The organism is Sporosarcina sp. FSL K6-5500, from assembly GCF_038005665.1.
Classification (GTDB): Bacteria; Bacillota; Bacilli; order Bacillales_A; family Planococcaceae; genus Sporosarcina; species Sporosarcina psychrophila.
This window is the reverse complement of record NZ_JBBOTP010000001.1, coordinates 325,279-347,761: the sequence shown is the minus strand read 5'-3', so window position 1 is coordinate 347,761 and position 22,483 is coordinate 325,279. Positions and strand designations below refer to the sequence as shown.

The window sequence follows — 22,483 nt, the reverse complement described above, 5'->3', positions numbered from 1 at the left end:
CACTTTATTAATCCACGATAGAAGTAGAAAGGAAGGTGTAGCTGTGAACATAAAAGAAGAGCATAAAGAAGAAATTATTTTCGATGAAGAGAAGTTGAAAGAGACGCTTATCCAGCACAACATTAAATCTTTCCGAAATGAGTACCTACGCCTTCATCCGTATGACAGAGCGATATTTTACGAGAAAATCGAACCGGAACTCCGGGAAATCATCTATCAATACTTATCACCAAAAGAACTTGCGGAAATATTTGAGACGAGTGAAATTAGCGACGATGAATACAAACAGTTCCTTCAGGAGATGGACACGACGTATGCAGCAGACATGATTTCGTTCATGTTTGTCGATAACGCGGTAGATGTCCTGAATGAACTCGACAAATCACAAGTTGTCAGCTATTTGACGCTAATGAATAAAGAAGCCGCTGCTGAGATCAAAGCATTACTTCATTATGAAGAATATACGGCCGGGTCGATCATGACAACGGAATTTGTTACAATTCCACAGAATTCGACAGTCCGTTCTGCGATGACAATTTTGCGCAATGAAGCACCGAAGGCAGAAACAATTTATTATATATTTGTCGTTGACGATAATAATCGCCTGACAGGTGTTATATCGCTACGCGATTTGATCATTGCACATGAAGATACACTGATTAGTTCTATAATGAGTGAACGAGTCGTAAGTGTTCTCGTTTCAGAAGATCAGGAAGATGTTGCCAAGATGATCAAGGACTATAATTTCCTTGCCGTCCCGGTTGTCGACTTCCAACAGCATATACTTGGGATTATTACAGTCGATGATATTATCGATGTACTCGATGAAGAAGCATCAGATGACTACTCCAAACTTGCTGGGGTTTCCAATATGGATACATTCGATAAAAACTCATTCTCAGCTATGAAAAAAAGACTTCCATGGTTGCTTATTTTATTAGTACTCGGAATGCTTACTGCTAATTTAATAGACTTATTTACAGAAACAATTTCGAAAGTGGCACTTCTAGCTGCGTTCATTCCTCTTATTGCGGGTACTGCAGGGAATAGTGGAACGCAAGCACTTGCTGTCGCAGTGCGCGGTATTGCGACAGGAGATGTTGAGGACGAAAGTAAATTCAAGCTACTTATCCGTGAAGCCGGAACAGGATTGATGACAGGTTTTATCTGTGCACTATTTGTAGTTGGTCTAATTTACGTGTGGAAGAATGAATTCGTAATTGGTCTATTAGTAGGTGCTGCCATTTTTGTCTCAATTTTTGTCGCAACGATTTCAGGATCATTCATCCCATTGCTTATGCATAAGTTGAAAATCGACCCTGCAGTTGCGTCCGGTCCTTTCATCACAACATTAAATGATGTTATTAGCGTTATTATTTATCTTGGTCTTGCAACGGTTTTCATCAGTGATCTTTAGATCACTGGTGAAAACCTTTTTTATTTGGGTGGATGTCTAGACTCCAGACGCCAGCCCCATGGGTCATAAGACGGTTTGCTGTAGAGGCTCTGTAGTACGCATCCTCGTGCCTGCAAGGATACAGGTAAGTAGTCGCTGCGACAGGACGTCGCGAATTTAGACTACCTTCCTTTTCATCTACGCCTGTCGGGGCTAATCAGCGTCATGCGCTTTTTTTTATGAACATCTGTAAAATGGGCGCATATACTGTGTTAAAAAGGATGTGCTTAACATTTATCAAAATAAACCGTTATTGTTTGTTGACGGGCCACCAGTCTTTATTAAAGTTGCGATTATAGTGGAGGAGAGCACGTCAGTATTTTTACTGAACAATGAAGAGGAATCGGTGGTGGAAAATGAGGAACAGATAAGTGTTACCGAAGTCGTGCCAGTGAATCCGGGCATTCAACGTAAAATTATTTACTTAAGTAATTCGTTCCGTCGCCAAGCTTATCAGCCACTTCAATTTGTTCTAGAGGAAGAAACACTATCTGGAACGATTGAGAAGATTGAAGAAGAAACAGTATGGATAGATCTGGAAGGTGTCAATCATGAAATAATAGCCGTGGAAATGGGGAAGATTGAAGAAGTATTATGGCGTGGTAAGCCGTTTGATGAAATTAAATAAGAAAACGGAGGTGCCTTTAACTTAAGGACTGAAGCGACTCAAGGGCTAGGAGATGGAGTCTAGACACTGCTCCATGTGAAAAACCTATACTTTCTTATTATTGTAAAAAGGCAGGATGGGGAATCTCTCCGTCCTGCCTTTTTACAATGATGAAGAAAATTTAAAACAACCCAACAGATTGAAACTGTTGGGTTGTTTGGGCATTGCAGGGTATTAATTAATCTACGTCGCAAAAGTCGATATACGTATCTTTGATACATTGGATTCCACAGAAACAAGTCAAGTCTACTGTGATGCATGAATCTGTCGCACCAAACCTTGTAACTTTACAAAGTTCTTCAAGATCTAGCTTGCCGTTTTTAATAATGTCCACCGGATTATTGTTACTGTCTAACGGTGCTAGTACTTGCAATGTTGCGCAGCAGCCGTCAAAGACGTTTTGGACTCTGAAAAAAGTAGAGAAGCAATTGTGTAGGTAATGTCTTCGGCTTTCCGGACGGAACATTGCTTTGAACGGATCACCATTCTTCGTCAATAGCATGAAAACGCGTGTATTAACACGGTTACGTGCAGGGCTGGATATGCTACCAAGCGGAGCCATGAAACAATCTGTTTCACATTCTACACAGTCATCGTCTGTTCCAGCATCCTGTAAACGTTTGATGAACCTGACAACCTCACATACACAGTCATCTTGGTGCTTTCTTTCATTATCTTCTTCATTTCTTCCACATCCCATTAATTCCACCTCCATTTCTCAATTCTTTATACTTTATGCGGCAAAGTTCATAGTGTTAGGGCGCTTAGGTGAATAATGAATAAAGTTTAGTATGAAAAGGCATACTGTATAAAAATGGAGGGGACGCGTATCCGTAAATTTAGCCTTGTGTTTTTCGCAGTTGTCTTACTATCCGGCTGTTCAGGTAGCGGATTCCGGATTGACAACAATTCCAGTGAGGATCATGCGAAAGCCGAAGAAGTATTGATAAATGACAAACGTCTCACATCAGCGGTCACTGTTTTTCATGAAAATGACTTGCTAACTGGCGTTACGCTTACAACTTTTTCGCGCTTCAAAAAAGAAAAGATTGAAAAGGAGCTCAAGAAAAAATTAGAAAATAGCTACCCAGAGTTGGACGTTACCGTTTCAGCAGACAGTAAAATATGGATGGAAACGAACAAGCTCATTGATTCGGATGACAAAAAGGATCAGGGAAAAAAGATTGAAAAATTGAAATCGCTTATAAAGGAAGAGACATGATGGACGAAAAAAAATACGCGAAGTTAGAGAAAGAAATTTCCCCTAAAACACCATTGATGCGGAATATCATTTTTGCATTTCTGACGGGAGGCACAATTTGTTTGGTAGGCCAATTTGTGTCGCTATTTTATATGACCTATTTTGATTTCACGGAACGGACGGCTAGTAACCCGACTGTTGCAACGATGATATTTTTTGCGATGCTGTTAACGGGTTTTGGATTGTATAAGAAAATTGCCCAATTTGGAGGAGCGGGGAGTGCGGTTCCAATTACAGGTTTCGGCAATGCTGTCATTTCTGCTGCAATTGAACACAAGACGGAAGGGTATGTTCTTGGAGTTGGCGGCAACATGTTCAAACTAGCGGGTTCAGTCATTCTCTTCGGTGTTTTTTCGGCATTTGTTGTTGCACTCATTAAGACGATACTTGTGAAATTTGGTGTCGTATCATGGTAGCGCGCGGCCTGCTGACATTCAAAACGACCCCATCCATTGTGGCAACAGGTGTTACAGTTGGACCTTTGGAAAAGAAAAGTCTATTCGTCGATAAATTTGATAAAGTTTACGAGGATGAGCGCTGTGAAATGAAAACAAATGAGCATGGTCATGCAAAAATGATGGAAGATGCGTGCATGATTGCGTTAAGTAAAGTGGATTCTGTACCAAGCGACGCCGATTTCCTGTTAATTGGCGATCTTATTAACCAGATGACACCCTCAAATTTTGCGGCTACAACGGTTGGAATTCCCTATATTGGCCTGTTTTCAGCTTGTGCAACGTCAGTATCTTCGCTTTTAATGGCTGCATTGCTGACAGAAACGGGCATGTCCACTTGCGCTATTGCTGGAGCATCTAGTCAGCATAATGCAGTTGAAAGACAATTCCGCTATCCGAATGAGTACGGTTCACAAAAGCCTGAGACATCTCAATGGACTGTCACAGCGGCAGGGGTAGCAGCTGTCGCACCTTATAAAAAAGGGTTTCCTTCTATAGAGTGCGGAACAATCGGATGCGCAATAGATCTCGGAATGACAGATCCACTGAATATGGGGGCGGCGATGGCACCGGCAGCGGCAGATACGCTTACCCGCCATTTAAAAGGTCACAATAAAGACGTGAAAGACTATGATGTGATCATGACAGGAGATCTTGGGAAAACTGGTTTTGAGTTATACAAAAAACTTGCGAGCAATCAAGGAATTGACGTGACTAAAAATTTCCGGGATGCAGGTAAAGAATTTTACGGTGCTGACGCATCATTTTTATCCGGGGCAAGTGGTGCAGGTTGTTCTGCCTCCGTTTTCTTCGCGGAAATAATTGATAAAATGAGTACGGGTGAATATAAACGGGTCCTTCTAATTGCGACGGGCGCGCTATTATCTCCGTTATCATTTCAACAAGGTGATACGATTCCGTGCATTGCGCATGCAATCGAATTAACAATGAAATGAGTGTGGATTATGGTTTCGATTTTCATTACAGCATTTATTGTAGGTGGTCTCATTTGCGTTGTGGGGCAGCTGTTGTTTGACGTAGCAAAACTGACACCGGCACATACATTGTGCATTTTGGTTGTTGCAGGTTCAGTGTTGGACGGGGTGGGTCTGTATGAGCCGTTTATTGATTTTGCTGGAGCGGGGGCAACGATACCAATTACTTCTTTCGGTAATGCCCTAACCCATGGTGCAATGGCAGAAGCCGAAAAACATGGACTGATTGGTGTTATGACAGGCATGTTTGAAGTGACTAGTTCAGGAATTAGTTCAGCGATCCTATTTGGATTCATTGCATCTGTTATTTTTAAATCGAAAGGAAAGGTTTAATAGTCATGCGCCCTCTTCCTTCTTCTCGTGTCTGCATAGGATACGAAGAAAGGAAGGGGGTATTATTATGTTTGGAGGATGTAATTCTTTCGGTGGCGGCGGATACGGCGGCGGAGGTTGTGGCGGTTATGAAAATGAAAAAGGCGGCGGTTCAACATTTTGCCTGATTGTGGTTCTATTCATCTTGCTTATCATTGTAGGCCGCACTTTTTGCGTATAAAAAGGGGGAGATAACAGATGAATGATTCATTTTTCCGGAAAATCGAATCAAAAACAGGCGTCCCGATGGAAGAAGTTTTTGCACTTGCAAATGCAATTCAATATGCAGATTTCAGTGATGAACGGCAAGTGAGGAAAATTATACGGAAAGTCGGAAGGCTCGCCAAAAAAGAAGTACCTCAACAGACGGAAGATGAGCTTGTTAATTCTATCGTCAAGAATGGCAAAGCGGTTAATATTAGTGATATTCAAGATATGCTTGGCCGACAATAAAATAAATTAATAAAAAAGCAGAATAATAGGTTTAATAATACTAACTTCTGGATATAGTAATAGTACTAGCAAAAATGGAGGTGTTAACGATGGGTTATATTTTACCAATTCAACCAATCCAATCTCAAATATATGCAAATCGATTGAGTATGGAAGCTTATAATTTTGCTTATATTGATCGGGTGAACAAAGTTAAGTTAAATTCAGACTTTTTGGATGAATTTAAAGAGTCCTCGCATCAAGAACGAGAAAGGGAGGAAGAGGAGGAAAAACCCATTGTAGCAGCACCTTTGGCATATCAAGGATTTGTCCGTCCCAATCCAGTTAATCTATCACCGGTGATCGCCAGAGTAGTAGGGAAAGGTATCGCGATAAATGCTTATGTCTAACTGATAATAAGAAAAAGGTTCGCATTGCTGTTATAAAGCAATGCGAACCTTTTTTATTTTAAAAAAGAAAGAATAAGTTTTTCTACTTAGGTAGGTGTCTAGCTCCAGGTGCCAACTGTTAGGAGGCCCACTGGATGTGGGGTCACGTAGCCATTGCCGCAGGACACGGCGTACTTAGGCTTTTCATATCATCCTTTTTTCCATTGCGCGATGCGGGATATCCGCATCCATAAATTCGGGTGAAGTAATGACATAGCCTAATTTTTCATAGAAAGGGACAGCATATGATTGTGCATTTAAAATAATCTTGTTCATACCCGTTGTTTTAGCATGTTCTTCAAGTGCATGCATGATAAGGTTTCCGAGATGTTTCCCGCGAAATTCCCCTAAAATGCAGACACGTTCAACTTTTCCGATTCCGTCGTTGATTTCCCTGATTCGGCCTGCGCCGATTGGAGATTCTGATGAATAGACGACGAAATGTGATGCAGTTTTATCGAAATGATCTAGTTCAAGGTCAAGTGGCACACCTTGTTCTTCCACGAACACTTTTCTTCTGACAGAAAATGCATCTTCTTGTTCAAGGTCAGAAGTTGCGAATCTTACTTCAAACAATTTTCAGTTATCCTCGTCAAGGCGGAATGTTTCATATACCGTCCATGAGCCGTCTTCAAGTTGATAAGTAAGGTGCAAACGATCAATTGTTTCAGTATGATCGACACCAATCATTTTCAGTTGACCAATGATATCATCGTGTTCGCCAGAAGAAAGTTTTTGAGCAATCGTCACGTGGGGAACGAATGCAAACTCAGGTTTTTCACCGAAGAAATCGTTGTTCAGGTCTTTATGCAAAGCAGCTAATTCATCGTTAAGGGTAGCCTTAAAATAAATTGTATTTGTGATAGGAGCGAATGTGCCCACTTTTGACACGTTTAATTCAAATGGAGTGTGTTTTTTAGTTACTTCTTTAATTGCCTTTGCAACTTCTTCAATTTCTTGATCGTTCGCTTCGAATACACCTTTAACCGTCAAATGCGGCGTGATTTGTGCATAATGTGGATCATATCTCTTTCTGTAAGCGTTTGCCAAGTCCTGAAGTTTCTTTGATGGGAAAGCAACGACACCGTATTTCATAATAAAAACCTCCTAGAATAATTGTTTTAGCTTTATAAATTTGATTATAGCAGAATACTTGAAAATATGTCCGTTTTGTCTGAATTAGTGACCAAAAACCATTTGAATGGCGCGGCGGACATCGGGTTGCCAATGCTTCCAGGTATGGTCTCCATTGAATTCATCATAGAAATAAGGGAAGCCTTTTCTTTCAAGTAATTCGTTTAATGTTCTGTTTGGCGTAAGGAAGTCTTGAACACCATCAACTTGCGTATTTACTTGGGTTTCTTCCTTTCCAATTACATGATAAATGGAGAATCGGGAAGGATCTTGTGAAGCTTCCACTTTTTCAAGCACAAAATCATTGACATAAGGGGAATGCAGAATCACTTTCCCGAATATATTGGGATACTTCGATGCAGTTAGAAGAGAAATCGTCGCCGCTAAGGAATCGCCGATAAGAGCCCTGCCTGCCCCAATCTGATATGTTGGATAATTGTCGTCGATATACGGAACAAGTTCATGAGCAAGGAAGCGGGTGTAGGCTTCACGTCGGTCCCCATCGGGATGATACATGCGCCTGCGTTCTTTGACACTCTTATAAGGAACACCAACTACAATGACGTTTTCAATTTCTTCGGCATCAATTAATTCGTCAACGACCCGTCCTATACGGCCGAACTGAAAATAATCTTTCCCATCAGATGCAATCAGCACTGAATATTTATAGAGAGGTGAAAAGTTGTGGGGCAAATGAATAAGCAACTGCATTTCCTCATCAAGTGCTTTACTGTAAATTGATATATCTTCTATTTTTCCGTATTTCACTCTGGTTGCCTCCTCAAATTGCGTGTATATTGAAATTGTATCATATCGTTAAGGTCAGGTATAATAGTTGTGTTCTGTTTATATACTAACTATAAAAGGGGTTGGCAGGAATGCATGATGATACAAAAATTGTACATTCAAAAGTTGTGACTGAAGCAACGAAAGCGGCTTTGAAACGGCGCGGTGTGACGTTGGAAGCAATCGCTGAAATCGTCTATGAACTACAATATCCGTATAATAATGGTCTTACAATGGCCCACTGCATTGAATCTATCGAAGGAGTCCTTCGAAAACGGGAACTTCAGCATGCGATCCTTGTGGGAATTGAATTAGATGAACTGGCAGAACAGGGAAAACTGTCCGCCCCATTACAACAAATCGTTGAGTCTGATGAAGGTCTATTCGGGGTTGATGAAACAATAGCACTGGGTGCCGTGTTTACATATGGTTCCATTGCAGTAACAACATTTGGTCATCTCGATAAAAATAAAATGGGCATCATTAACGAACTAGACACGAAAAAAGGTCAAGCTATTCATACATTTTTAGATGATCTCGTTGCCAGTGTTGCTGCTTGTGCAGCTTCAAGAATCGCACATAGAACTCGCGATCTTCAAGAAGCGGGCGAAACGTTTGAAGATATTACACCTGAGGAAACGATGCCTGAAACGAAAGTGAAAGGTGCACAAATTTAGTTTCTTCTATATGATTGCCCGAAAGGATATTAACCATCCATTCGGGCATTTTTTTTTGCTTTAAGTTGGAGTAAACTATTTATATTTGGAAGAATATGAATGCTTTAAAATACATAATTACATACTATATCCCTATTAAATATATATACTTTTTATAAATTAAGTTGACAATTAAAATGTCAGTAGATAGAATGGCATACAAGCATGATTATTTAGAAAAAGGAAAACATTCAACGAACTTGGTTGTTATAGTGTTCGAGGTTGTTAGAAAGGAGAATGACATGATTTCATTTGAACAAGTTAACAAATATTATGGGGATTTTCATGTATTGAATGATATTAACCTCACGATGAATGATGGAGAGGTTGTAGTTATTATTGGTCCATCAGGTTCTGGTAAGAGTACATTGCTCAGATGTATAAACAGACTTGAGACAATTACAAACGGCATTCTTACCGTTAATGATATCGCAGTCAATGACAAGAAAACAGATATTAACAAATTGAGACGAAATATTGGAATGGTATTCCAACACTTTAATCTATATCCTCATAAAACAGTTCTGCAAAATATTACATTGGCACCGATCAATGTCTTGAAGCAGTCAGCAGAAGAGGCAAAAAAGACTGCGATGTATTACCTAGAGAAGGTAGGGATTCCTGACAAAGCTTCATCCTATCCATCTCAATTATCGGGGGGACAACAGCAACGTGTTGCCATTGCGAGAGAACTTGCTATGAAACCCGATATCATGCTTTTTGATGAGCCTACATCTGCGCTCGATCCAGAAATGGTAGGTGAAGTGTTGGATGTAATGAAAACGCTTGCAAAAGAAGGTATGACGATGGTTGTCGTTACACACGAAATGGGATTTGCTAAAGAAGTTGGAGACCGAATTGTTTTCATAGATCAAGGCAAAATTTTAGAAGAGGCAGTTCCGGTTGAGTTTTTCGAAAACCCGAAAGAAGAACGGGCGAAAGTCTTTCTTAGCCGTATATTAAATCATTAAAAACAAAAGGGGAGATGTGTTTATGTTTAAGACAAAAAAGTTTCTTTTATTGACGATAACTGCGCTTATGTCGGTTATGCTTTTGGCAGCTTGTAATTCAGGGGACGACAAAGCAGGTAGTAAAGAGGAAAACGTGCTCGAAACAATTAAAAAACGTGATAAAATCATTTTCGGAGTAAAATACGATACGAAATTATTTGGTTTAAAAAATCCTTCTACAGGCGACGTTGAAGGTTTTGATATCGATATTGCAAAACAATTAGCAAAAGATATTCTTGGCGATGAAACTAAAATTGAATTTGTAGAAGTAACGTCAAAAACAAGAATCCCATTATTAAATAAAGGCGATATCGATGCAATTATCGCGACAATGACAGTTTCAGAGGAACGTAAAAAAGAAGTTGATTTCTCAGAAATTTACTTCAATGCAGGTCAATCCCTACTCGTGAAAAAGGGAAGTCCTATTCAAAGTATTGACGATCTTACAAAGGATACAACTGTAATTGCTGTAAAAGGGTCTACCTCTACTGATAATATACGGGAAGCAGCTCCAGATGCACCCGTCTTAGAGTTTGAAAACTACGCAGAAGCTTTTACAGCACTTAAAGCTGGAAAAGGTGAAGTTTTAACAACAGATGATTCAATCCTTGCAGGAATGGCTTCTGAAGATGATTCTTTTGAAATAGTCGGGGAACAATTTACAGAAGAGCCTTATGGAATTGCTGTAAAAAAAGGGGAAAAAGAATTTGTAGATTCACTTAACACTTCGCTAGAATCACTAAAATCGAGTGGGGACTTTGATACTATTTATGACAGTTGGTTTGAAGGTTTGTTGAAATAAAATAGTGTTTCTATATTGAAGATGTATGGTTACATTAAATAGGTTGATCAGTCAGGATGGGCAATTAATGCCCATCCTAATTGAATTAAGTGAGGTGGAAAGATGCTGGATTTCTCAATTCTAATAAACTATTTCGATATGTATTGGAATGGATTTAAAGTCACGTTATTGATTAGTTTTATTGCGTTAATAGGGAGCTTTTTTATCGGTGCTATCGTAGCAGTTATGAGAATTGTACCGATTGCACCCCTTCGATGGATAGCCATCGCATATGTTGAGTTTTTCCGAAATATTCCACTGCTCGTAATTGTTTTTTTCTTTTATATTGCAACACCAAGCTTAGGGCTGCAACTCTCAGGTTTTACTGCCGGAACGATTGGATTAACCATTTATACGTCTGCTTTTATTGCGGAAGCAATTCGTTCTGGAATATTGTCAGTTCCCACAGGGCAGATGGAAGCTGCAAGGTCATCAGGTTTAAAATATGGCCAAACAATGAGAATGGTTATTTTACCTCAAGCAATAAAAATTGTAGTACCTCCTATTGGTAACCAATTTATTAATTTAGTGAAAAACTCATCTATATTGGCGCTTATTGCCGGTACCGAACTAATGTATCAGGCAGATCTCATATCAGCCAAGACTTATGTAGTCTTTGATGTGTACATATTTGTCGCTCTATTTTATTTAATCATTACCATTCCATTAAGCTTCGGCGTATCATACCTTGAAAAACGTCTTGCTAATAGCCATTAAGGAGGTGTCATAATGGATTTTTCAGGTGCATTTAGTCCAGATAATCTTAAGTTTTTAATGGAAGGCTTTTATGTTACGTTAAAAGTTGCCTTGATTTCAATTATTTTTAGCTTTATTATTGGCGGGGCAATCGGAACATTACGGTTTGCTAAAATACCTATCCTTTCAAAAATATTAGCGGCAGTTGTAGAAACAATCCGAAACTTACCGCTACTACTTATTATATTGTTTACTTATTTTGCACTTCCAGAGATGGGTATTAATTTAAGTATTACTGTTTCTGCTATTGTGGCATTGACTGTTTTTGAATCAGCCATGCTCGCTGAAATTGTTCGGGGTGGATTGAATTCTATTGAAAAAGGACAAATGGAAGCTGCACGTTCTTCAGGACTTACATACGTTCAAGCATTGAGAACGGTGATTTTGCCACAAGCTCTCAGAAGAATGGTACCAAACCTTGTCAGTCAATTTATTTCACTTCTAAAAGATACATCGCTGGCAGTAGTCATTGCCCTTCCGGAACTGCTCCATCACGCAAAAATTATTCAAGCACAACAGCAAAGCTATGTGATTCCAATCTTCATTTTAATCGCACTTATGTACTTCGTTGTCAATTACGCTTTATCTTTAATTGCACGAAGACTAGAATTGAAAACTACTTAAATGATTTCTTTATAAATAAAAATCCCTTCGCTGTTATACGCGAAGGGATTTTTTGTTTGAGGAATTAGCGACTGATAATATATCCATGTCAGAGCGAGCATATAAGGTTTGCGATCGATCATATCCGTGTCAAACCGTGCATATAAGGTTTGCGCCCGATCATATAAGGTTTGCACCCGATCATATCTGTGTCAGACCGAGCATACAAGGATTGCACCCGATCATATCTGTGTCAGACCGAGCATACAAGGATTGCACCCGATCATATCTGTGTCAGACCGAGCATACAAGGTTTGCACCCGATCATAACAGTGTGATACCGAGCATATAGAATCTGAACCGTTTTAAAATCACTTCACCAATCTTTACTCGAAATGTAATAACTCAATTCGTTTTTGGACAACATCCATGCAATTGAGGACAAAGCGTCTTTGTTTGACTGCGATTTGAACCATGGTCCAGGATGCCACCTAGTGCAGCATGTGATGATTTCGATAGAGGTGAAATGGAAGAATAGTGTAATGGATAAAAGTTATAATAGGATAACGAGCCACTGTTCTTTTTTAATCATAACAATAAGAGTTGATGATTTAAATTGAATTGAACTAATCGGTACGCCGTATGCATCGACAGCCGCACGTGTAGAGTAGGAAGGGGAATTTGGAGGATAACCTCAAAAGCTTACCTGTCTGTATAAAGAAGGAATTATCGGATTCTATGTCGAATTAATAATAAAGGAGGTAGTTACTGTGGTTGAAATTTCAAATGGTATTGCAAAAAGAGAAATGAAAAGCAAAATGAATCAGTTGTTCGAGGACGAAAAGAATGGTCACCTTCATGTACTATATAAGTATAATGGGATTGAAAATTACATTATACAGGTTTTGAGTTATGTACAAGATGGTATTGCAGCGGGAGATTACGTGATTCTCATTGAGAATTCTCGTCTTTATCCTATTATTCGCAAAGAACTAAGTACACGTTTAACGAAAGATCAAATGGAATTCATACACTATGTAAATAGCCTCGAATTCTATTGGTCAAGTGGCAGTTATCATCCACCTTCAATCGCTGATTACTTCAGTAAGACAATTCAGCCCTATGTTGAAAATAAAATCTCTTTCCGAGCATGGGCACATGTCGAGTGGGCTACAATGGAAGAGCCACTGCATCTTATAAAAGATTTAGAGGTAATAGTAGACGAAGCTGTAAATCTGCTGTCGTTTCCATTAATTTGTGCATACGAAGGAAATAAAATGCCCGACTACCTCAAAACGAGTTTGATGGAAACACATCCCTATGTTCTACTGGAAGATGATTTTATCGTCTCGGAAGAATACCAGCCATCGAATGTAGTAAAATGATATTTATTATTTAACAAACAGGCGCGTTCGTATTAGTTTAACAGCAGGAAATCATTTATTGACGGTTGTTTTTGAACAGAAGGCTTGTAAAATTAAAGGCGACCTATCGTTAATCATTAGACGGGTCATCTTTTTTTATTTAAAAAAATAACCAATAAAAACTTGTCATTCGATGATTACTAATAATAAAAAACACAACCCAATAAAGGGTTGTGTTACTCTGTAACCCCTTATGCACAAGGGGTTAACGATAATCCCGACTGGAATCAATCCAGTCCTCTCCATGTCGATTTTGTATCCCCTAGATTATCAAGGGGTAGAACGTACTTTATCATACTGTGGACATTTAGTTGGTCGATTTTAGTTAGCCAATAGGCAATCGCATTTCAAATACTGATGATTGCCAGATCGAAATCCTTCCTCGTAAAGGGTTGCATCTGGACTTTGCTAGTCAGGTTCCTATTTAACTTTCTTTTTTTCCCTTGTCCTCACTAAATAATATGCATTAATCCAGGAAGCAATTGGTACAATCAGTGCGATACCAATACCTGCACTAAATATTGTAATCATTTCACTACCGAAAATCTTTGAATTTACGATTTCCCCTATAGAATAAGATAAGTCTTTAAACCACAAAAGCAATGCCATATAACCCCCAAAAAAGGCGAAAAACAACGTATTTGTATTTGACCCTAGAATATCCTTTCCAATGTTTATCCCAGATTTGAATAAGTCTCTTCTACTAATGGTTGGATGTTGGTTAAATATCTCAAGCATAGGGGAAGTAATCGAAATGGCTACGTCCGTAATAGCTCCGATTGTACTCATAATAATGACTGATGCTGCAATTTTAACAAAATCCACACCAATATAAAGAGAAAATATGGTCAGTTCATCGATTTCTTCTTCGCCAAACCCTTGAATCATCGTTAATTTCGTCACTTGATTGATAAAAATCAATAAAATGACAATTGTGATGGCAGTAGAAAGGAATGCAGTTTTTGTTTTACTGTTCACTTTATTGATGAAAAAAAGGTTAATACAACTAATGATCGTGCACCCAATAATCGTCAGGATAATTGGGTTTGCATTCGGATCTGCCATGATCAATGTGATAAGAAGGATGACACCAAAGTTTAAGAATAAGGAAATGAAGGACCGTGCTCCTTTTTTTCCGCCAATGACGATCATCAATATAAACAAAATGGCTGCTAGCCACACCAATACATTCATAATTTATGCCTCTTTCGATTCACAAAGAAGATAGAAGTGTATAAACCAATCGGAATTGCCAGTACAATCCCAATGCCACCTGCCAACGCTCGCGCTAATTCCAAAGAAAGGTTCATAGAAAGGGCAAATGACAGTGAAGTGTGGTTTTTTATATATAAAATAAGGACTGGAATGGATCCGCTAATGTACGCAAAGAACAAAATGTTAGTCATGGTACCCATAATGTCTTTTCCAATTTCTAAACCGGATTTCTTCAATGCTTTTGTCGATATATGATTGTCTTTCTCGTAAAGCCCGAAGATAGAGGAAGACATTGTAATGGCAACATCCATCACTGCACCTAAAGAACCGACGAAGAGACCAGCCATGAATACCATTTCATAAGGGCGTGTCAGAAAGCTCATCTCCTCATATCGTAACCCGCTTCCTGCAGTGATCCATATGACCAGATAAGCAATCAGTAAGGAGAAAAATGTTCCTAAAAGTGTTGCGACAATCGCAGCATATGCTTTTTCGTTAAAACCGTTCACGAGTAACAAAGAGGTGACGGTAAATAAAATAACGGTTATCCCGCATATCCAAAGTAAACTGATAGATGAATTGTTTACATAAACATCTAGTGCAAAAGATAATAAGAGGGCATTGACTGCTAAACTGACGATCGAAAAAAATCCTTGTTTTTTCCCAATTAGAAGTAAAACAAATATAAATACCCACATGATCATAACAATGTATTTATCACGTTTAATATCTTTTATACTTCCGGTTAAATCGCCTGATGCCTTTGTTTGCTCATCAATTGAAACAAATAAATCGTTTCCTACTCGATATGCATGATCATAAGCACCTGAAGTTGAATACTCGTTCGTTATATGGATTTGTTGTCCTTTTTCTTGTCCATTTTTAACCTCGGCGATGATTTGCTGTGTGAACAACTGGTCGCGATTGTTATGCATATCAACAACTTGAACTGAATCTTCGAGATTGGTCTCGATAATTTTAGCAATTGGTCGATCGTAAAAAGAATAATTGTATTGAACAAACAGTATAGAACCAACAAAACAAACTGCTATAATGCTGTACAAAACAATATTTTTGAGTAGCAATTTTTTTAATTTGTTTATGACAACATTCAAAGAAAAACCTCCGACTAATAGTTAGTGTCTATCGCATATAACAAAAGTATGCGGACAATTGTATAGTGAGAAATAAAAGTAAAGTGTTATGAAACAAAAAAGTACATAACGTTAAACTTAAATTTCAACAAAAAAGACTTGCCTGTCTCCCGAAATTTCTCTGCTTTAGTGTGTAGAATCAAATGCAGTGGAGGTCGAAAGGAATGCTGAAGATGTCTGAAGTCAATTGTATCAAATTAATGAGGAATCAAAAATCATTAACTACCAATAAAATCAAAAAACGTTAGGAATTAATTGGAGAACGGCAAATTAAGATAAAGACGCAGAACAAATCCCTGCTGAGAATGAAAGAAAAAGTTCAGGGATGCGGCGTATTCAATCACTTGCCAGAAAAGAATCAGGAAAATCATTTACTCGGGATGAAAATGATATTCAATTAGTTAATTGGGTTCCGAAAAAAATGAAGAGACTGTATTCACTAATGAAATAGAACTATTATTGCAATGTATCTTAAGTCAAAGGAGATTAAGTTTTAAGGGTTTGAGGTTAGGTCTATTATTTACTGTTTTACGTGCTTAAAAAAGACGCTATTATAGCAAATAATTGGTTGCTTTTAAATCCTGTTGGTGGCTATATTCTAGGAGCGATATTGCTAGGAGAACCTATATAAAAATCTCTATAATTGGAACAATACCGGTTTTATTCGGCCTAAATTTGTCAGAGGATTTTAGTGTAAAACCTTCTACAGCAGTAGTTACACAAGTTGCTAAAATGAGTAGTGAGTAATACAAGATGTAGTCTGAAAAATAGTATTGTACCAACGGTCAGTTTAGTTCAATAATGAATGGATGTTATACTTTAAAGGAATTATAAAAATTCGATGTTCTGTTATTTAATTAAATTCTGAGAATATGTTAGTGAGGTATTCAAAATAATGATGAAAATAGTACCCCCTAAGCCTTTTTTCTATAAAGGTGGAGAGAGAGCCGTTTTACTATTACATTCTTTTACAAGCAATACGATTGATATGAAAAAGTTAGGGAGGTATTTGCAAAAGAACAATTATTCTTGCTACGCACCATTATACAGTGGACATGGTTTAACAGCAGAAGAACTTCTCACACATAGACCTTCAGATTGGTGGCAAGATGTACTAAACGGTTACAAGTTGTTGAAGGACAAAAGTTTTGAAAAAATAGCTGTGATTGGTCTTTCTCTTGGTGGTGTGTTTGCATTAAAAGTTGGTCAAGAGTTGGAGATAAATGGTGTTGTGACAATGTCAGTTCCAATACATAGGGAAGCTACTTTTCTACAAAAACGTGTCTTTCATTATGCAAAAGGATACAAACAACTGGAAGGGAAAAATGAAGAACAAATAAATGTAGAAATGAAACGTCTTCAAAATATTTCTATCGATTCATTAGTTGAGTTCCAACAGCTAATTGATTTAACGATGGATAAATTAGCACTTTTAACATCACCAATTCGCATATTATATGGTGAATTAGATGAGCCATTGTATAAAGAAAGTGCAGAGGTAATTTTTCAAAGCGTTGCGACGAATCAAAAAACAATGAAGGGGTATCCGAACTCTAAACATTTAATGACATTAGGCACGGATATCAATGACGTGAACAAAGATATTCTTACATTTTTAAATGATTTAACTTGGTAGTTTTAATGAATCTTCAACTAACAATAGCTTTACTTCAAGAAGGAGTAAAGCTGTTTCCTTATTCAACTCCCCCAATTACAAAAAAACAATAAAAAAAAGACCTCCAAGCACAAGGCCTGAACGTCTTTTTTTATGGAAAAACCTTTGTTCCTAAAGGTTTTCTTCGGGTTTGGCACCCAATGGTCCCGACTGGGCTCGAACCAGCGACCCCTACCTTGTCGATTTTGTATCCCTTAGTTAAACTGGTTAAGCTGAATTAGTTGAGGTTAAATAAGTTTGATTTAATAAGGTTTTAGTGAACAGGTAAATTAATTCAGTAAAATAAGTTTGGTACAGGAAATTAATTATGCGGACAAATTGCGGACAAGAAAGTAAGCAGGTGGTCTGTATTACTTTTTTGAATAAATCTTTATACTACAACAGTTTTCTTATTAGAAAATGTTACTCGTAATCCGAGTAGGGAATGATATTTCACATTACCAAATATGTTTAGACATTACGGGAATGTCGTAACTTAGAAAAACGGATTCACATGCTAATCATGGGCAATTCACTGGGGACGAAATGCTGACTATCAATGAGATGTTAAAATCACGGCCAGAAAATATCTTCCCCCCCACTATGAATTACCAGGGAGGGTTTTCGTCTGCTTCTTGTTGAGGTCAATCTGCATAATTAATCATGTAGACAGGACTGCTGTTCACCAGAAAGACCGTTAGTTCAACGATGTATATATCCATGCATAAAGAAAGCAAAGGACTATAGGAGGGAAACTGAGGCGTTGGAAGGGGTGGCCTGTCTGGGTCAACTGCCGAGAAGGGGTGTTATGTCAACTGGTTGTGCATGCGGGATACACCCACGTTCCGAGAGGGTGTAGATCACGGTGCATCTATGTCTTTACTAATGACTCTCTTAAAAAGGATTTAATAATACCACCAGACTTTACCATACACGTGAGTGCGTTTTTTTCTTTTATTGTAATTAACTTTTTGCGTTTGAATCCGTCAAAGGCTCAATATTAAACTGATAATCAATCTTAATGTCCATCTTCTCGAAAAGTTCAATCCATTTTTTTTCATCCATTGGTTTTGAGAATGGTTTTAATGTATGAATGCCTAGCTGTAATGGATCCACATTCAATTCTTGCATCTTTTTTACTAGTTCTTGTGTTTGTTTTTCAAGATTGGATTGGATATCTTTTTTTAAATCTTCTAAATCCTTTGGGTCAAATAATTGCTTTTCTCCCCGGTATTCTTCAATTCTTGAGTCTATATTCACTGTATAGGTCATTGTAGACAAGCTTTTATTGATATCCACTTTCGTTTTAGACCTAACATGACCTAGAACAACTTCTAATTCTGGGATCGGTAAAACTGCTAAGTAGTGATCGTTGTTTAACAGCTGGAAGATACGATCATCAAAAGTTGTTATTATTTCAACTAGTTTATCATTTTGAAACAGGGCTGTACCTTCATAGCTGATAGCGTCATTTTCTATTTTGAATACAGGTAAGAAAGGATCTGAATAAGGAGTATATAACAGATTTTTAAATTCATGTAGATTAACGACACATAATTCTCCCTGATTTTTTTCCTCATAGTGCTTCAGCATTCGGTAAAAAGAGTAATCAAGATTTTCTTGTATGTCCAATTGATTTTCCAAGTATTCTTCAAAATTTCCTTTTACGATAACTAAATAGATTCTCAAAGAAATATCCGGATCAGTCAATAACACATTAATAATGGACATAATCCCCTCTTTTCCGAGGTCTTCATTAATTATCAGCATTCGCATTTGCCCAGATTTCATTTCCTGGTAGAAGTTTAAATTAAAATTCTTTAATCCCTCCTTTATTAATCTAACTTCTTTCGTCATTACACTCTTTTTTTCTTTGCTTAGAGGAGGCAAAATCGTACTGATTTTTATTTTACCTTCATCCCCTTTACTAAGTGATAAAAATGTGACTGGAGCAAGCTCTTCAATAATGTTATTTTCAGTAAAAGGGGCACATCCAATTAACCATAATGCCATAAATATGATTGACAATTTTTTAGCCATCTTCTTTCGTAGTCTCATGTTTATTAACCCCCTTTATCTTCATCACTACGATAATAATAATTGGAGCCACTAAGTAACTTAAGCTTCCTGCTAAAATTTGAAGATTAAGTAAAATGACCTGCTTTTCACCTGACTTCCATATCCATTCATTCACAAGAATCATTCCAATGAAAATAAGGAATACACTGTATAAAAAGCCACCTCGACTGGATGGTTTCTCCATTTTCCCAAAAGCAATTTTAGATGCTGCATAAAACATCAGTAGAAAAATAGACACAGCAAAAACGATATTAAATAATTCTAAGGAAACCATGACCATATCAATACGTTCAATTATTGGATTTTGAAAATAACGTGCCATATTGACAATTGGGAATTGATTTTTGCTTAAATAATTGGAACCGAAATATAATAAGGATGCTATATATAAGAATACATACTCTATAACGGTTAAAGCATTGCCATAGGACAGATAGCGAAATGTCTTATTATTTGTTTTAAACCACGGTCCCAAAAATACTAGAAATTCAGGGCCTGAAAATGAAGACAAAATTAAAAATATTCCTCTCCAGGAATCTCTATTCCATTCCATTGGAATAATCGGATACAAGTCACTAAGTTGAGCTATTGGTGGAAGGAAGAAAAAAGCGAAGAAAAAGAACATCCAAAATGTACACAAAAATGAAATCACTACGAAACGAATGGTTTTTTCAACACCCTTCCCTGCGACATACCAACAAGACAATAGAATAAAAAAGATAATCCAATTTGAATCTGTAGATGGAAACATAAATATTTGAACGATTTCTGAGAATCCTAACATGACTACAAAAAGTTTAAGCAAGATAAAGAACAAACCGATGAAGGAGAGGATACGCACAATTTTTTTTCCGAACAATTGGACAAATCCGTTGTATCCTTTGCTCGAAAACCCGGTGGAAAACCATTTGGATAAAAGAAGAAGGTTAAGTTGAGACAATAATCCGACCGCAAGAATCACCCAAATCATATACGGATGGATCAAAAACCTTGGCATAATCAAAAAAAAGTAAAGCATTTGGAGGCGATTTACCATCAACATGACATAGAGCCCATTATAGGTTTCATTTTTATTAAATAATTGAAGGGCTTCCATTAGGTCATCTCCTAGTTTGATATCTCTTCATCTTCAGCGGTTTAAGATGTTGTGGACGCTCCTTCATTTTGACTAAAGGCCCTCGAATGAATAGGTCAATCCAATCTTTTCCATAGAAAGGGGCAACAGGGGATAAATATGGCTGCTTGAGTGAAGACAAGCCATTAAGGTGGGCTAAAATGATAATCATTCCCAGAACAATCCCCACTATCCCAAGAAACGAAGAAAATACAAGAAGAATGAATTGAATCAATGAATTCGCCTTTGTCATAAGGTAATTGGGACCAAGAAAGGATCCAATAGTTGAAATCCCTACCATGACAATTAACACCTTACTTGCAAAACCAGCCTCAACTGCTGCTTGACCAATTACAATGCCCCCAATAACCCCAAGCGTTTGACCTGTTTTTGTTGGCATCCGTAAACTTGCTTCTTTTATAATTTCAATAAAAATTAACATGATAAATGCTTCCCAAAAAGGAGTGAACGGAAGCTTGCTCCTTGACTCCACTAAGACCAAAAGTGTTTGTAAAGGAATCATTTGATAATGATGAGTTGTTAATGCCACGTAGAATGGAATCAATGTGATAGACAGAATAAAACTTACATATCGGAGGATGCGCAAAAAACTGGCAACTACCCATCGATTAATATAATCCTCTGGTGATTGGAACAAATGAAAAAATGTAATTGGAGCAACGAGAGCAAAAGGTGTATTATCTACCAGAATCGTAATTTTTCCTATTCCCAGAGAATAAGCAACAACATCAGGCCGGTCAGTTTGCTGAAACTGAGGAAAAATACTGTCTTGATGGTCCTCCATGAATACCGCAACTTGAGAAGAATCAAAGAAGAGATCATAATTAATTTCCGAAATCTTCTTTTTGACGGTTGAAACAAATTCTGGATTGGTCAGCCCTTCTATGTACAATAAGACCACATTTGTCTCACTTAAAGAACCAACGGTGAACTTCTCTGTTTTCAGATCATGTGTTGGAAGACGTCTACGAATGAGCGTAATATTTTGTTCTAGCTGTTCACTGAAGCTGTCTTTTGCTCCTAAAAGGATGGTTTCAGTATCGGATGGTTCAATTGCACGTCCAAGTGGATTTTTTAAAGGGATAGCGAACCAAAGGTTTGACGAAGAGTCAAATAACAAGACTGATCCTTTAAACAGCTGCTTTTTTGCCTCTTTAAAAGTGGAAATGGAGTTTATTGTTGAGTGAACATTGCATTCCTGAATGGATTGTTTGGAACAGTTAGATAAAGGTTTTACAATGCTTTCATTTAATCTTTCTTGGTCAATCAGGGTTCTTACGTAGATAAGATCAACATTTTGATTTTCAGAAATGTTGATTTCCACAAATTCCGCATCATCCATTTGAACGAGGGCTTTTTTTAGAGCCTCTACTGATAATTCTGATTCTGCGTTAGATTGAGGAACAGGCTTATTTTCATTTGATTGTTTTTTCCAAAACATTTACATCCCTCACCTCTGTGTGTAAAAAAGCATTGGTAAATTCTATTGTTAGCTTTTTAAGTTTAAAATATACCAAACTATATTAATAAGTAGCTGAGGCACAACCTTAACCCTAACCTCAAGATAACCAAAGGCGATCCATAAACAAATGAAGGACAGAAGAAATTTGCTCACTTTCTCAAGCAAGATTCACTCCCTTATGTACCCATAAATTTGAAAAAGAATGAGTGTTTCATCATCTAAAAGGATAATCGCATAAAAAAAACAGCCATCTCTAAAAGTTAGATGGCCGCTTTACAGGGCAGTTTTTCTTATGGAGTAAGAAGTTGAATACTTCCTCAATCGGGTATTATGTAAACTAAGTAAGCATAAAAAATGTATGCTATTTATAATTAAAAATTATTCAACAGGGGTATTTTAAAGCAATAAATCGTCTTTTTATATAATA

The 22,483-nt window shown here is 37.5% G+C and carries 25 protein-coding genes; 16 read left to right on the top strand and 9 right to left on the bottom strand.

The features are described 5' to 3' along the window. Positions 1-43 precede the first annotated feature (43 nt). Positions 44-1,417, top strand: a complete 1,374-nt coding sequence (gene mgtE / locus MKX62_RS01655; protein WP_231885702.1) for a magnesium transporter — start codon at positions 44-46, stop codon at positions 1,415-1,417. A gap of 262 nt (positions 1,418-1,679) precedes the next feature. Beyond that, positions 1,680-2,084 carry a hypothetical protein gene (locus MKX62_RS01650; RefSeq protein WP_340740483.1) on the top strand — a complete coding sequence of 135 codons (405 nt, stop codon included), beginning with the start codon at positions 1,680-1,682 and terminating at the stop codon, positions 2,082-2,084. A gap of 217 nt (positions 2,085-2,301) precedes the next feature. Here the strand turns inward: MKX62_RS01650 and MKX62_RS01645 are convergent, their stop codons facing one another. Further along, positions 2,302-2,823, bottom strand: a complete 522-nt coding sequence (locus MKX62_RS01645; protein WP_067211835.1) for a CotY/CotZ family spore coat protein — start codon at positions 2,821-2,823, stop codon at positions 2,302-2,304. 114 nt (positions 2,824-2,937) lie between these two features. Here MKX62_RS01645 and MKX62_RS01640 point away from each other — a divergent pair, with 114 nt between their 5' ends. From MKX62_RS01640 to MKX62_RS01610, 7 genes are all read left to right on the top strand, one after another. Next, positions 2,938-3,345, top strand: coding sequence for a hypothetical protein (locus MKX62_RS01640; protein ID WP_340740482.1), 408 nt, complete (start codon positions 2,938-2,940; stop codon positions 3,343-3,345). Further along, entirely contained in the window at positions 3,345-3,800 is a 456-nt protein-coding gene (gene spoVAC, locus MKX62_RS01635; protein ID WP_067211830.1) for a stage V sporulation protein AC, read from the top strand. The genes MKX62_RS01640 and spoVAC overlap by 1 nt, the downstream gene beginning before the upstream one ends. Beyond that, a complete protein-coding gene (locus MKX62_RS01630; RefSeq protein WP_187045516.1) occupies positions 3,794-4,795 on the top strand; it encodes a stage V sporulation protein AD in 1,002 nt (333 codons plus the stop codon). The genes spoVAC and MKX62_RS01630 overlap by 7 nt, the downstream gene beginning before the upstream one ends. Positions 4,796-4,804: 9 nt before the next feature. Beyond that, the gene (gene spoVAE, locus MKX62_RS01625; protein WP_067211825.1) at positions 4,805-5,167 is read left to right on the top strand and encodes a stage V sporulation protein AE; all 363 of its coding nucleotides are present in this window, start codon (positions 4,805-4,807) and stop codon (positions 5,165-5,167) included. Between the two features lie 67 nt (positions 5,168-5,234). Next, positions 5,235-5,387 carry a YjcZ family sporulation protein gene (locus MKX62_RS01620; protein WP_082786662.1) on the top strand — a complete coding sequence of 51 codons (153 nt, stop codon included), beginning with the start codon at positions 5,235-5,237 and terminating at the stop codon, positions 5,385-5,387. A gap of 17 nt (positions 5,388-5,404) precedes the next feature. After that, positions 5,405-5,659 (top strand): stage VI sporulation protein F, encoded by a 255-nt coding sequence (locus MKX62_RS01615; protein ID WP_067211824.1) that lies wholly within the window; start codon positions 5,405-5,407, stop codon positions 5,657-5,659. Positions 5,660-5,748: 89 nt separating this feature from the next. Beyond that, positions 5,749-6,048 carry a hypothetical protein gene (locus tag MKX62_RS01610; protein WP_338655648.1) on the top strand — a complete coding sequence of 100 codons (300 nt, stop codon included), beginning with the start codon at positions 5,749-5,751 and terminating at the stop codon, positions 6,046-6,048. A gap of 183 nt (positions 6,049-6,231) precedes the next feature. Here the strand turns inward: MKX62_RS01610 and MKX62_RS01605 are convergent, their stop codons facing one another. The 3 genes from MKX62_RS01605 to MKX62_RS01595 form a co-directional block, all read right to left on the bottom strand. After that, positions 6,232-6,663 carry a GNAT family N-acetyltransferase gene (locus tag MKX62_RS01605; RefSeq protein WP_187045514.1) on the bottom strand — a complete coding sequence of 144 codons (432 nt, stop codon included), beginning with the start codon at positions 6,661-6,663 and terminating at the stop codon, positions 6,232-6,234. A 3-nt stretch (positions 6,664-6,666) separates the two neighbouring features. Continuing rightward, positions 6,667-7,182, bottom strand: coding sequence for a YjcG family protein (locus MKX62_RS01600; protein WP_067211818.1), 516 nt, complete (start codon positions 7,180-7,182; stop codon positions 6,667-6,669). An 84-nt stretch (positions 7,183-7,266) separates the two neighbouring features. Beyond that, positions 7,267-7,989: an alpha/beta hydrolase gene (locus MKX62_RS01595; protein WP_082786660.1), complete on the bottom strand. Its 723-nt coding sequence runs from the start codon at positions 7,987-7,989 to the stop codon at positions 7,267-7,269. A gap of 110 nt (positions 7,990-8,099) precedes the next feature. Here MKX62_RS01595 and MKX62_RS01590 point away from each other — a divergent pair, with 110 nt between their 5' ends. From MKX62_RS01590 to MKX62_RS01565, 6 genes are all read left to right on the top strand, one after another. Next, a complete protein-coding gene (locus MKX62_RS01590) occupies positions 8,100-8,684 on the top strand; it encodes a phosphatidylglycerophosphatase A family protein (RefSeq protein ID WP_067211817.1) in 585 nt (194 codons plus the stop codon). Positions 8,685-8,965: 281 nt separating this feature from the next. Beyond that, positions 8,966-9,694: an amino acid ABC transporter ATP-binding protein gene (locus MKX62_RS01585; RefSeq protein ID WP_067214032.1), complete on the top strand. Its 729-nt coding sequence runs from the start codon at positions 8,966-8,968 to the stop codon at positions 9,692-9,694. A 22-nt stretch (positions 9,695-9,716) separates the two neighbouring features. Then, positions 9,717-10,535 carry a transporter substrate-binding domain-containing protein gene (locus MKX62_RS01580; protein WP_067211814.1) on the top strand — a complete coding sequence of 273 codons (819 nt, stop codon included), beginning with the start codon at positions 9,717-9,719 and terminating at the stop codon, positions 10,533-10,535. Positions 10,536-10,637: 102 nt separating this feature from the next. Next, the gene (locus MKX62_RS01575) at positions 10,638-11,291 is read left to right on the top strand and encodes an amino acid ABC transporter permease (RefSeq protein ID WP_067211812.1); all 654 of its coding nucleotides are present in this window, start codon (positions 10,638-10,640) and stop codon (positions 11,289-11,291) included. Positions 11,292-11,303: 12 nt separating this feature from the next. After that, the gene (locus MKX62_RS01570; RefSeq protein WP_067211810.1) at positions 11,304-11,954 is read left to right on the top strand and encodes an amino acid ABC transporter permease; all 651 of its coding nucleotides are present in this window, start codon (positions 11,304-11,306) and stop codon (positions 11,952-11,954) included. Positions 11,955-12,703: 749 nt separating this feature from the next. Further along, positions 12,704-13,318: an MEDS domain-containing protein gene (locus MKX62_RS01565; protein ID WP_335339506.1), complete on the top strand. Its 615-nt coding sequence runs from the start codon at positions 12,704-12,706 to the stop codon at positions 13,316-13,318. A 459-nt stretch (positions 13,319-13,777) separates the two neighbouring features. Here the strand turns inward: MKX62_RS01565 and MKX62_RS01560 are convergent, their stop codons facing one another. Beyond that, positions 13,778-14,551 (bottom strand): YibE/F family protein, encoded by a 774-nt coding sequence (locus MKX62_RS01560; protein ID WP_067211806.1) that lies wholly within the window; start codon positions 14,549-14,551, stop codon positions 13,778-13,780. Further along, positions 14,548-15,687 carry a YibE/F family protein gene (locus MKX62_RS01555; RefSeq protein WP_187045510.1) on the bottom strand — a complete coding sequence of 380 codons (1,140 nt, stop codon included), beginning with the start codon at positions 15,685-15,687 and terminating at the stop codon, positions 14,548-14,550. The genes MKX62_RS01560 and MKX62_RS01555 overlap by 4 nt, the downstream gene beginning before the upstream one ends. A gap of 934 nt (positions 15,688-16,621) precedes the next feature. On the opposite strand from MKX62_RS01555, the gene MKX62_RS01550 reads away from it, so the two are divergent. Continuing rightward, the gene (locus MKX62_RS01550) at positions 16,622-17,362 is read left to right on the top strand and encodes an alpha/beta hydrolase (RefSeq protein ID WP_340740481.1); all 741 of its coding nucleotides are present in this window, start codon (positions 16,622-16,624) and stop codon (positions 17,360-17,362) included. A 981-nt stretch (positions 17,363-18,343) separates the two neighbouring features. On the opposite strand, the gene MKX62_RS01545 is transcribed toward MKX62_RS01550, so the two are convergent. Genes MKX62_RS01545 through MKX62_RS01535 form a run of 3 tightly spaced genes read right to left on the bottom strand, consistent with a single transcriptional unit; the run spans position 18,344 to position 22,035 of the window. Continuing rightward, positions 18,344-19,438, bottom strand: a complete 1,095-nt coding sequence (locus MKX62_RS01545) for a Ger(x)C family spore germination protein (protein ID WP_338655660.1) — start codon at positions 19,436-19,438, stop codon at positions 18,344-18,346. Further along, positions 19,413-20,555, bottom strand: a complete 1,143-nt coding sequence (locus MKX62_RS01540) for a GerAB/ArcD/ProY family transporter (protein WP_338655662.1) — start codon at positions 20,553-20,555, stop codon at positions 19,413-19,415. Before MKX62_RS01540 ends, MKX62_RS01545 begins: the two co-directional genes overlap by 26 nt. A 4-nt stretch (positions 20,556-20,559) precedes the next feature. Continuing rightward, complete coding sequence (locus MKX62_RS01535) at positions 20,560-22,035, bottom strand: spore germination protein (protein ID WP_338655664.1); 1,476 nt, start codon at positions 22,033-22,035, stop codon at positions 20,560-20,562. Positions 22,036-22,483: the final 448 nt, after the last annotated feature.

Bases quoted from the DNA above. Each gene is read 5' to 3' on its own strand.
- MKX62_RS01645 (WP_067211835.1), bottom strand. From the start codon at position 2,823: ATGGGATGTGGAAGAAATGAAGAAGATAATGAAAGAAAGCACCAAGAT.
- MKX62_RS01640 (WP_340740482.1), top strand. From the start codon at position 2,938: ATGGAGGGGACGCGTATCCGTAAATTTAGCCTTGTGTTTTTCGCAGTT.
- spoVAC (WP_067211830.1), top strand. From the start codon at position 3,345: ATGGACGAAAAAAAATACGCGAAGTTAGAGAAAGAAATTTCCCCTAAA.
- MKX62_RS01630 (WP_187045516.1), top strand. From the start codon at position 3,794: ATGGTAGCGCGCGGCCTGCTGACATTCAAAACGACCCCATCCATTGTG.
- spoVAE (WP_067211825.1), top strand. From the start codon at position 4,805: ATGGTTTCGATTTTCATTACAGCATTTATTGTAGGTGGTCTCATTTGC.
- MKX62_RS01620 (WP_082786662.1), top strand. From the start codon at position 5,235: ATGTTTGGAGGATGTAATTCTTTCGGTGGCGGCGGATACGGCGGCGGA.
- MKX62_RS01615 (WP_067211824.1), top strand. From the start codon at position 5,405: ATGAATGATTCATTTTTCCGGAAAATCGAATCAAAAACAGGCGTCCCG.
- MKX62_RS01610 (WP_338655648.1), top strand. From the start codon at position 5,749: ATGGGTTATATTTTACCAATTCAACCAATCCAATCTCAAATATATGCA.
- MKX62_RS01600 (WP_067211818.1), bottom strand. From the start codon at position 7,182: ATGAAATACGGTGTCGTTGCTTTCCCATCAAAGAAACTTCAGGACTTG.
- MKX62_RS01590 (WP_067211817.1), top strand. From the start codon at position 8,100: ATGCATGATGATACAAAAATTGTACATTCAAAAGTTGTGACTGAAGCA.
- MKX62_RS01585 (WP_067214032.1), top strand. From the start codon at position 8,966: ATGATTTCATTTGAACAAGTTAACAAATATTATGGGGATTTTCATGTA.
- MKX62_RS01580 (WP_067211814.1), top strand. From the start codon at position 9,717: ATGTTTAAGACAAAAAAGTTTCTTTTATTGACGATAACTGCGCTTATG.
- MKX62_RS01575 (WP_067211812.1), top strand. From the start codon at position 10,638: ATGCTGGATTTCTCAATTCTAATAAACTATTTCGATATGTATTGGAAT.
- MKX62_RS01570 (WP_067211810.1), top strand. From the start codon at position 11,304: ATGGATTTTTCAGGTGCATTTAGTCCAGATAATCTTAAGTTTTTAATG.
- MKX62_RS01560 (WP_067211806.1), bottom strand. From the start codon at position 14,551: ATGAATGTATTGGTGTGGCTAGCAGCCATTTTGTTTATATTGATGATC.
- MKX62_RS01550 (WP_340740481.1), top strand. From the start codon at position 16,622: ATGATGAAAATAGTACCCCCTAAGCCTTTTTTCTATAAAGGTGGAGAG.
- MKX62_RS01545 (WP_338655660.1), bottom strand. From the start codon at position 19,438: ATGAGACTACGAAAGAAGATGGCTAAAAAATTGTCAATCATATTTATG.
- MKX62_RS01540 (WP_338655662.1), bottom strand. From the start codon at position 20,555: ATGGAAGCCCTTCAATTATTTAATAAAAATGAAACCTATAATGGGCTC.
- MKX62_RS01535 (WP_338655664.1), bottom strand. From the start codon at position 22,035: ATGTTTTGGAAAAAACAATCAAATGAAAATAAGCCTGTTCCTCAATCT.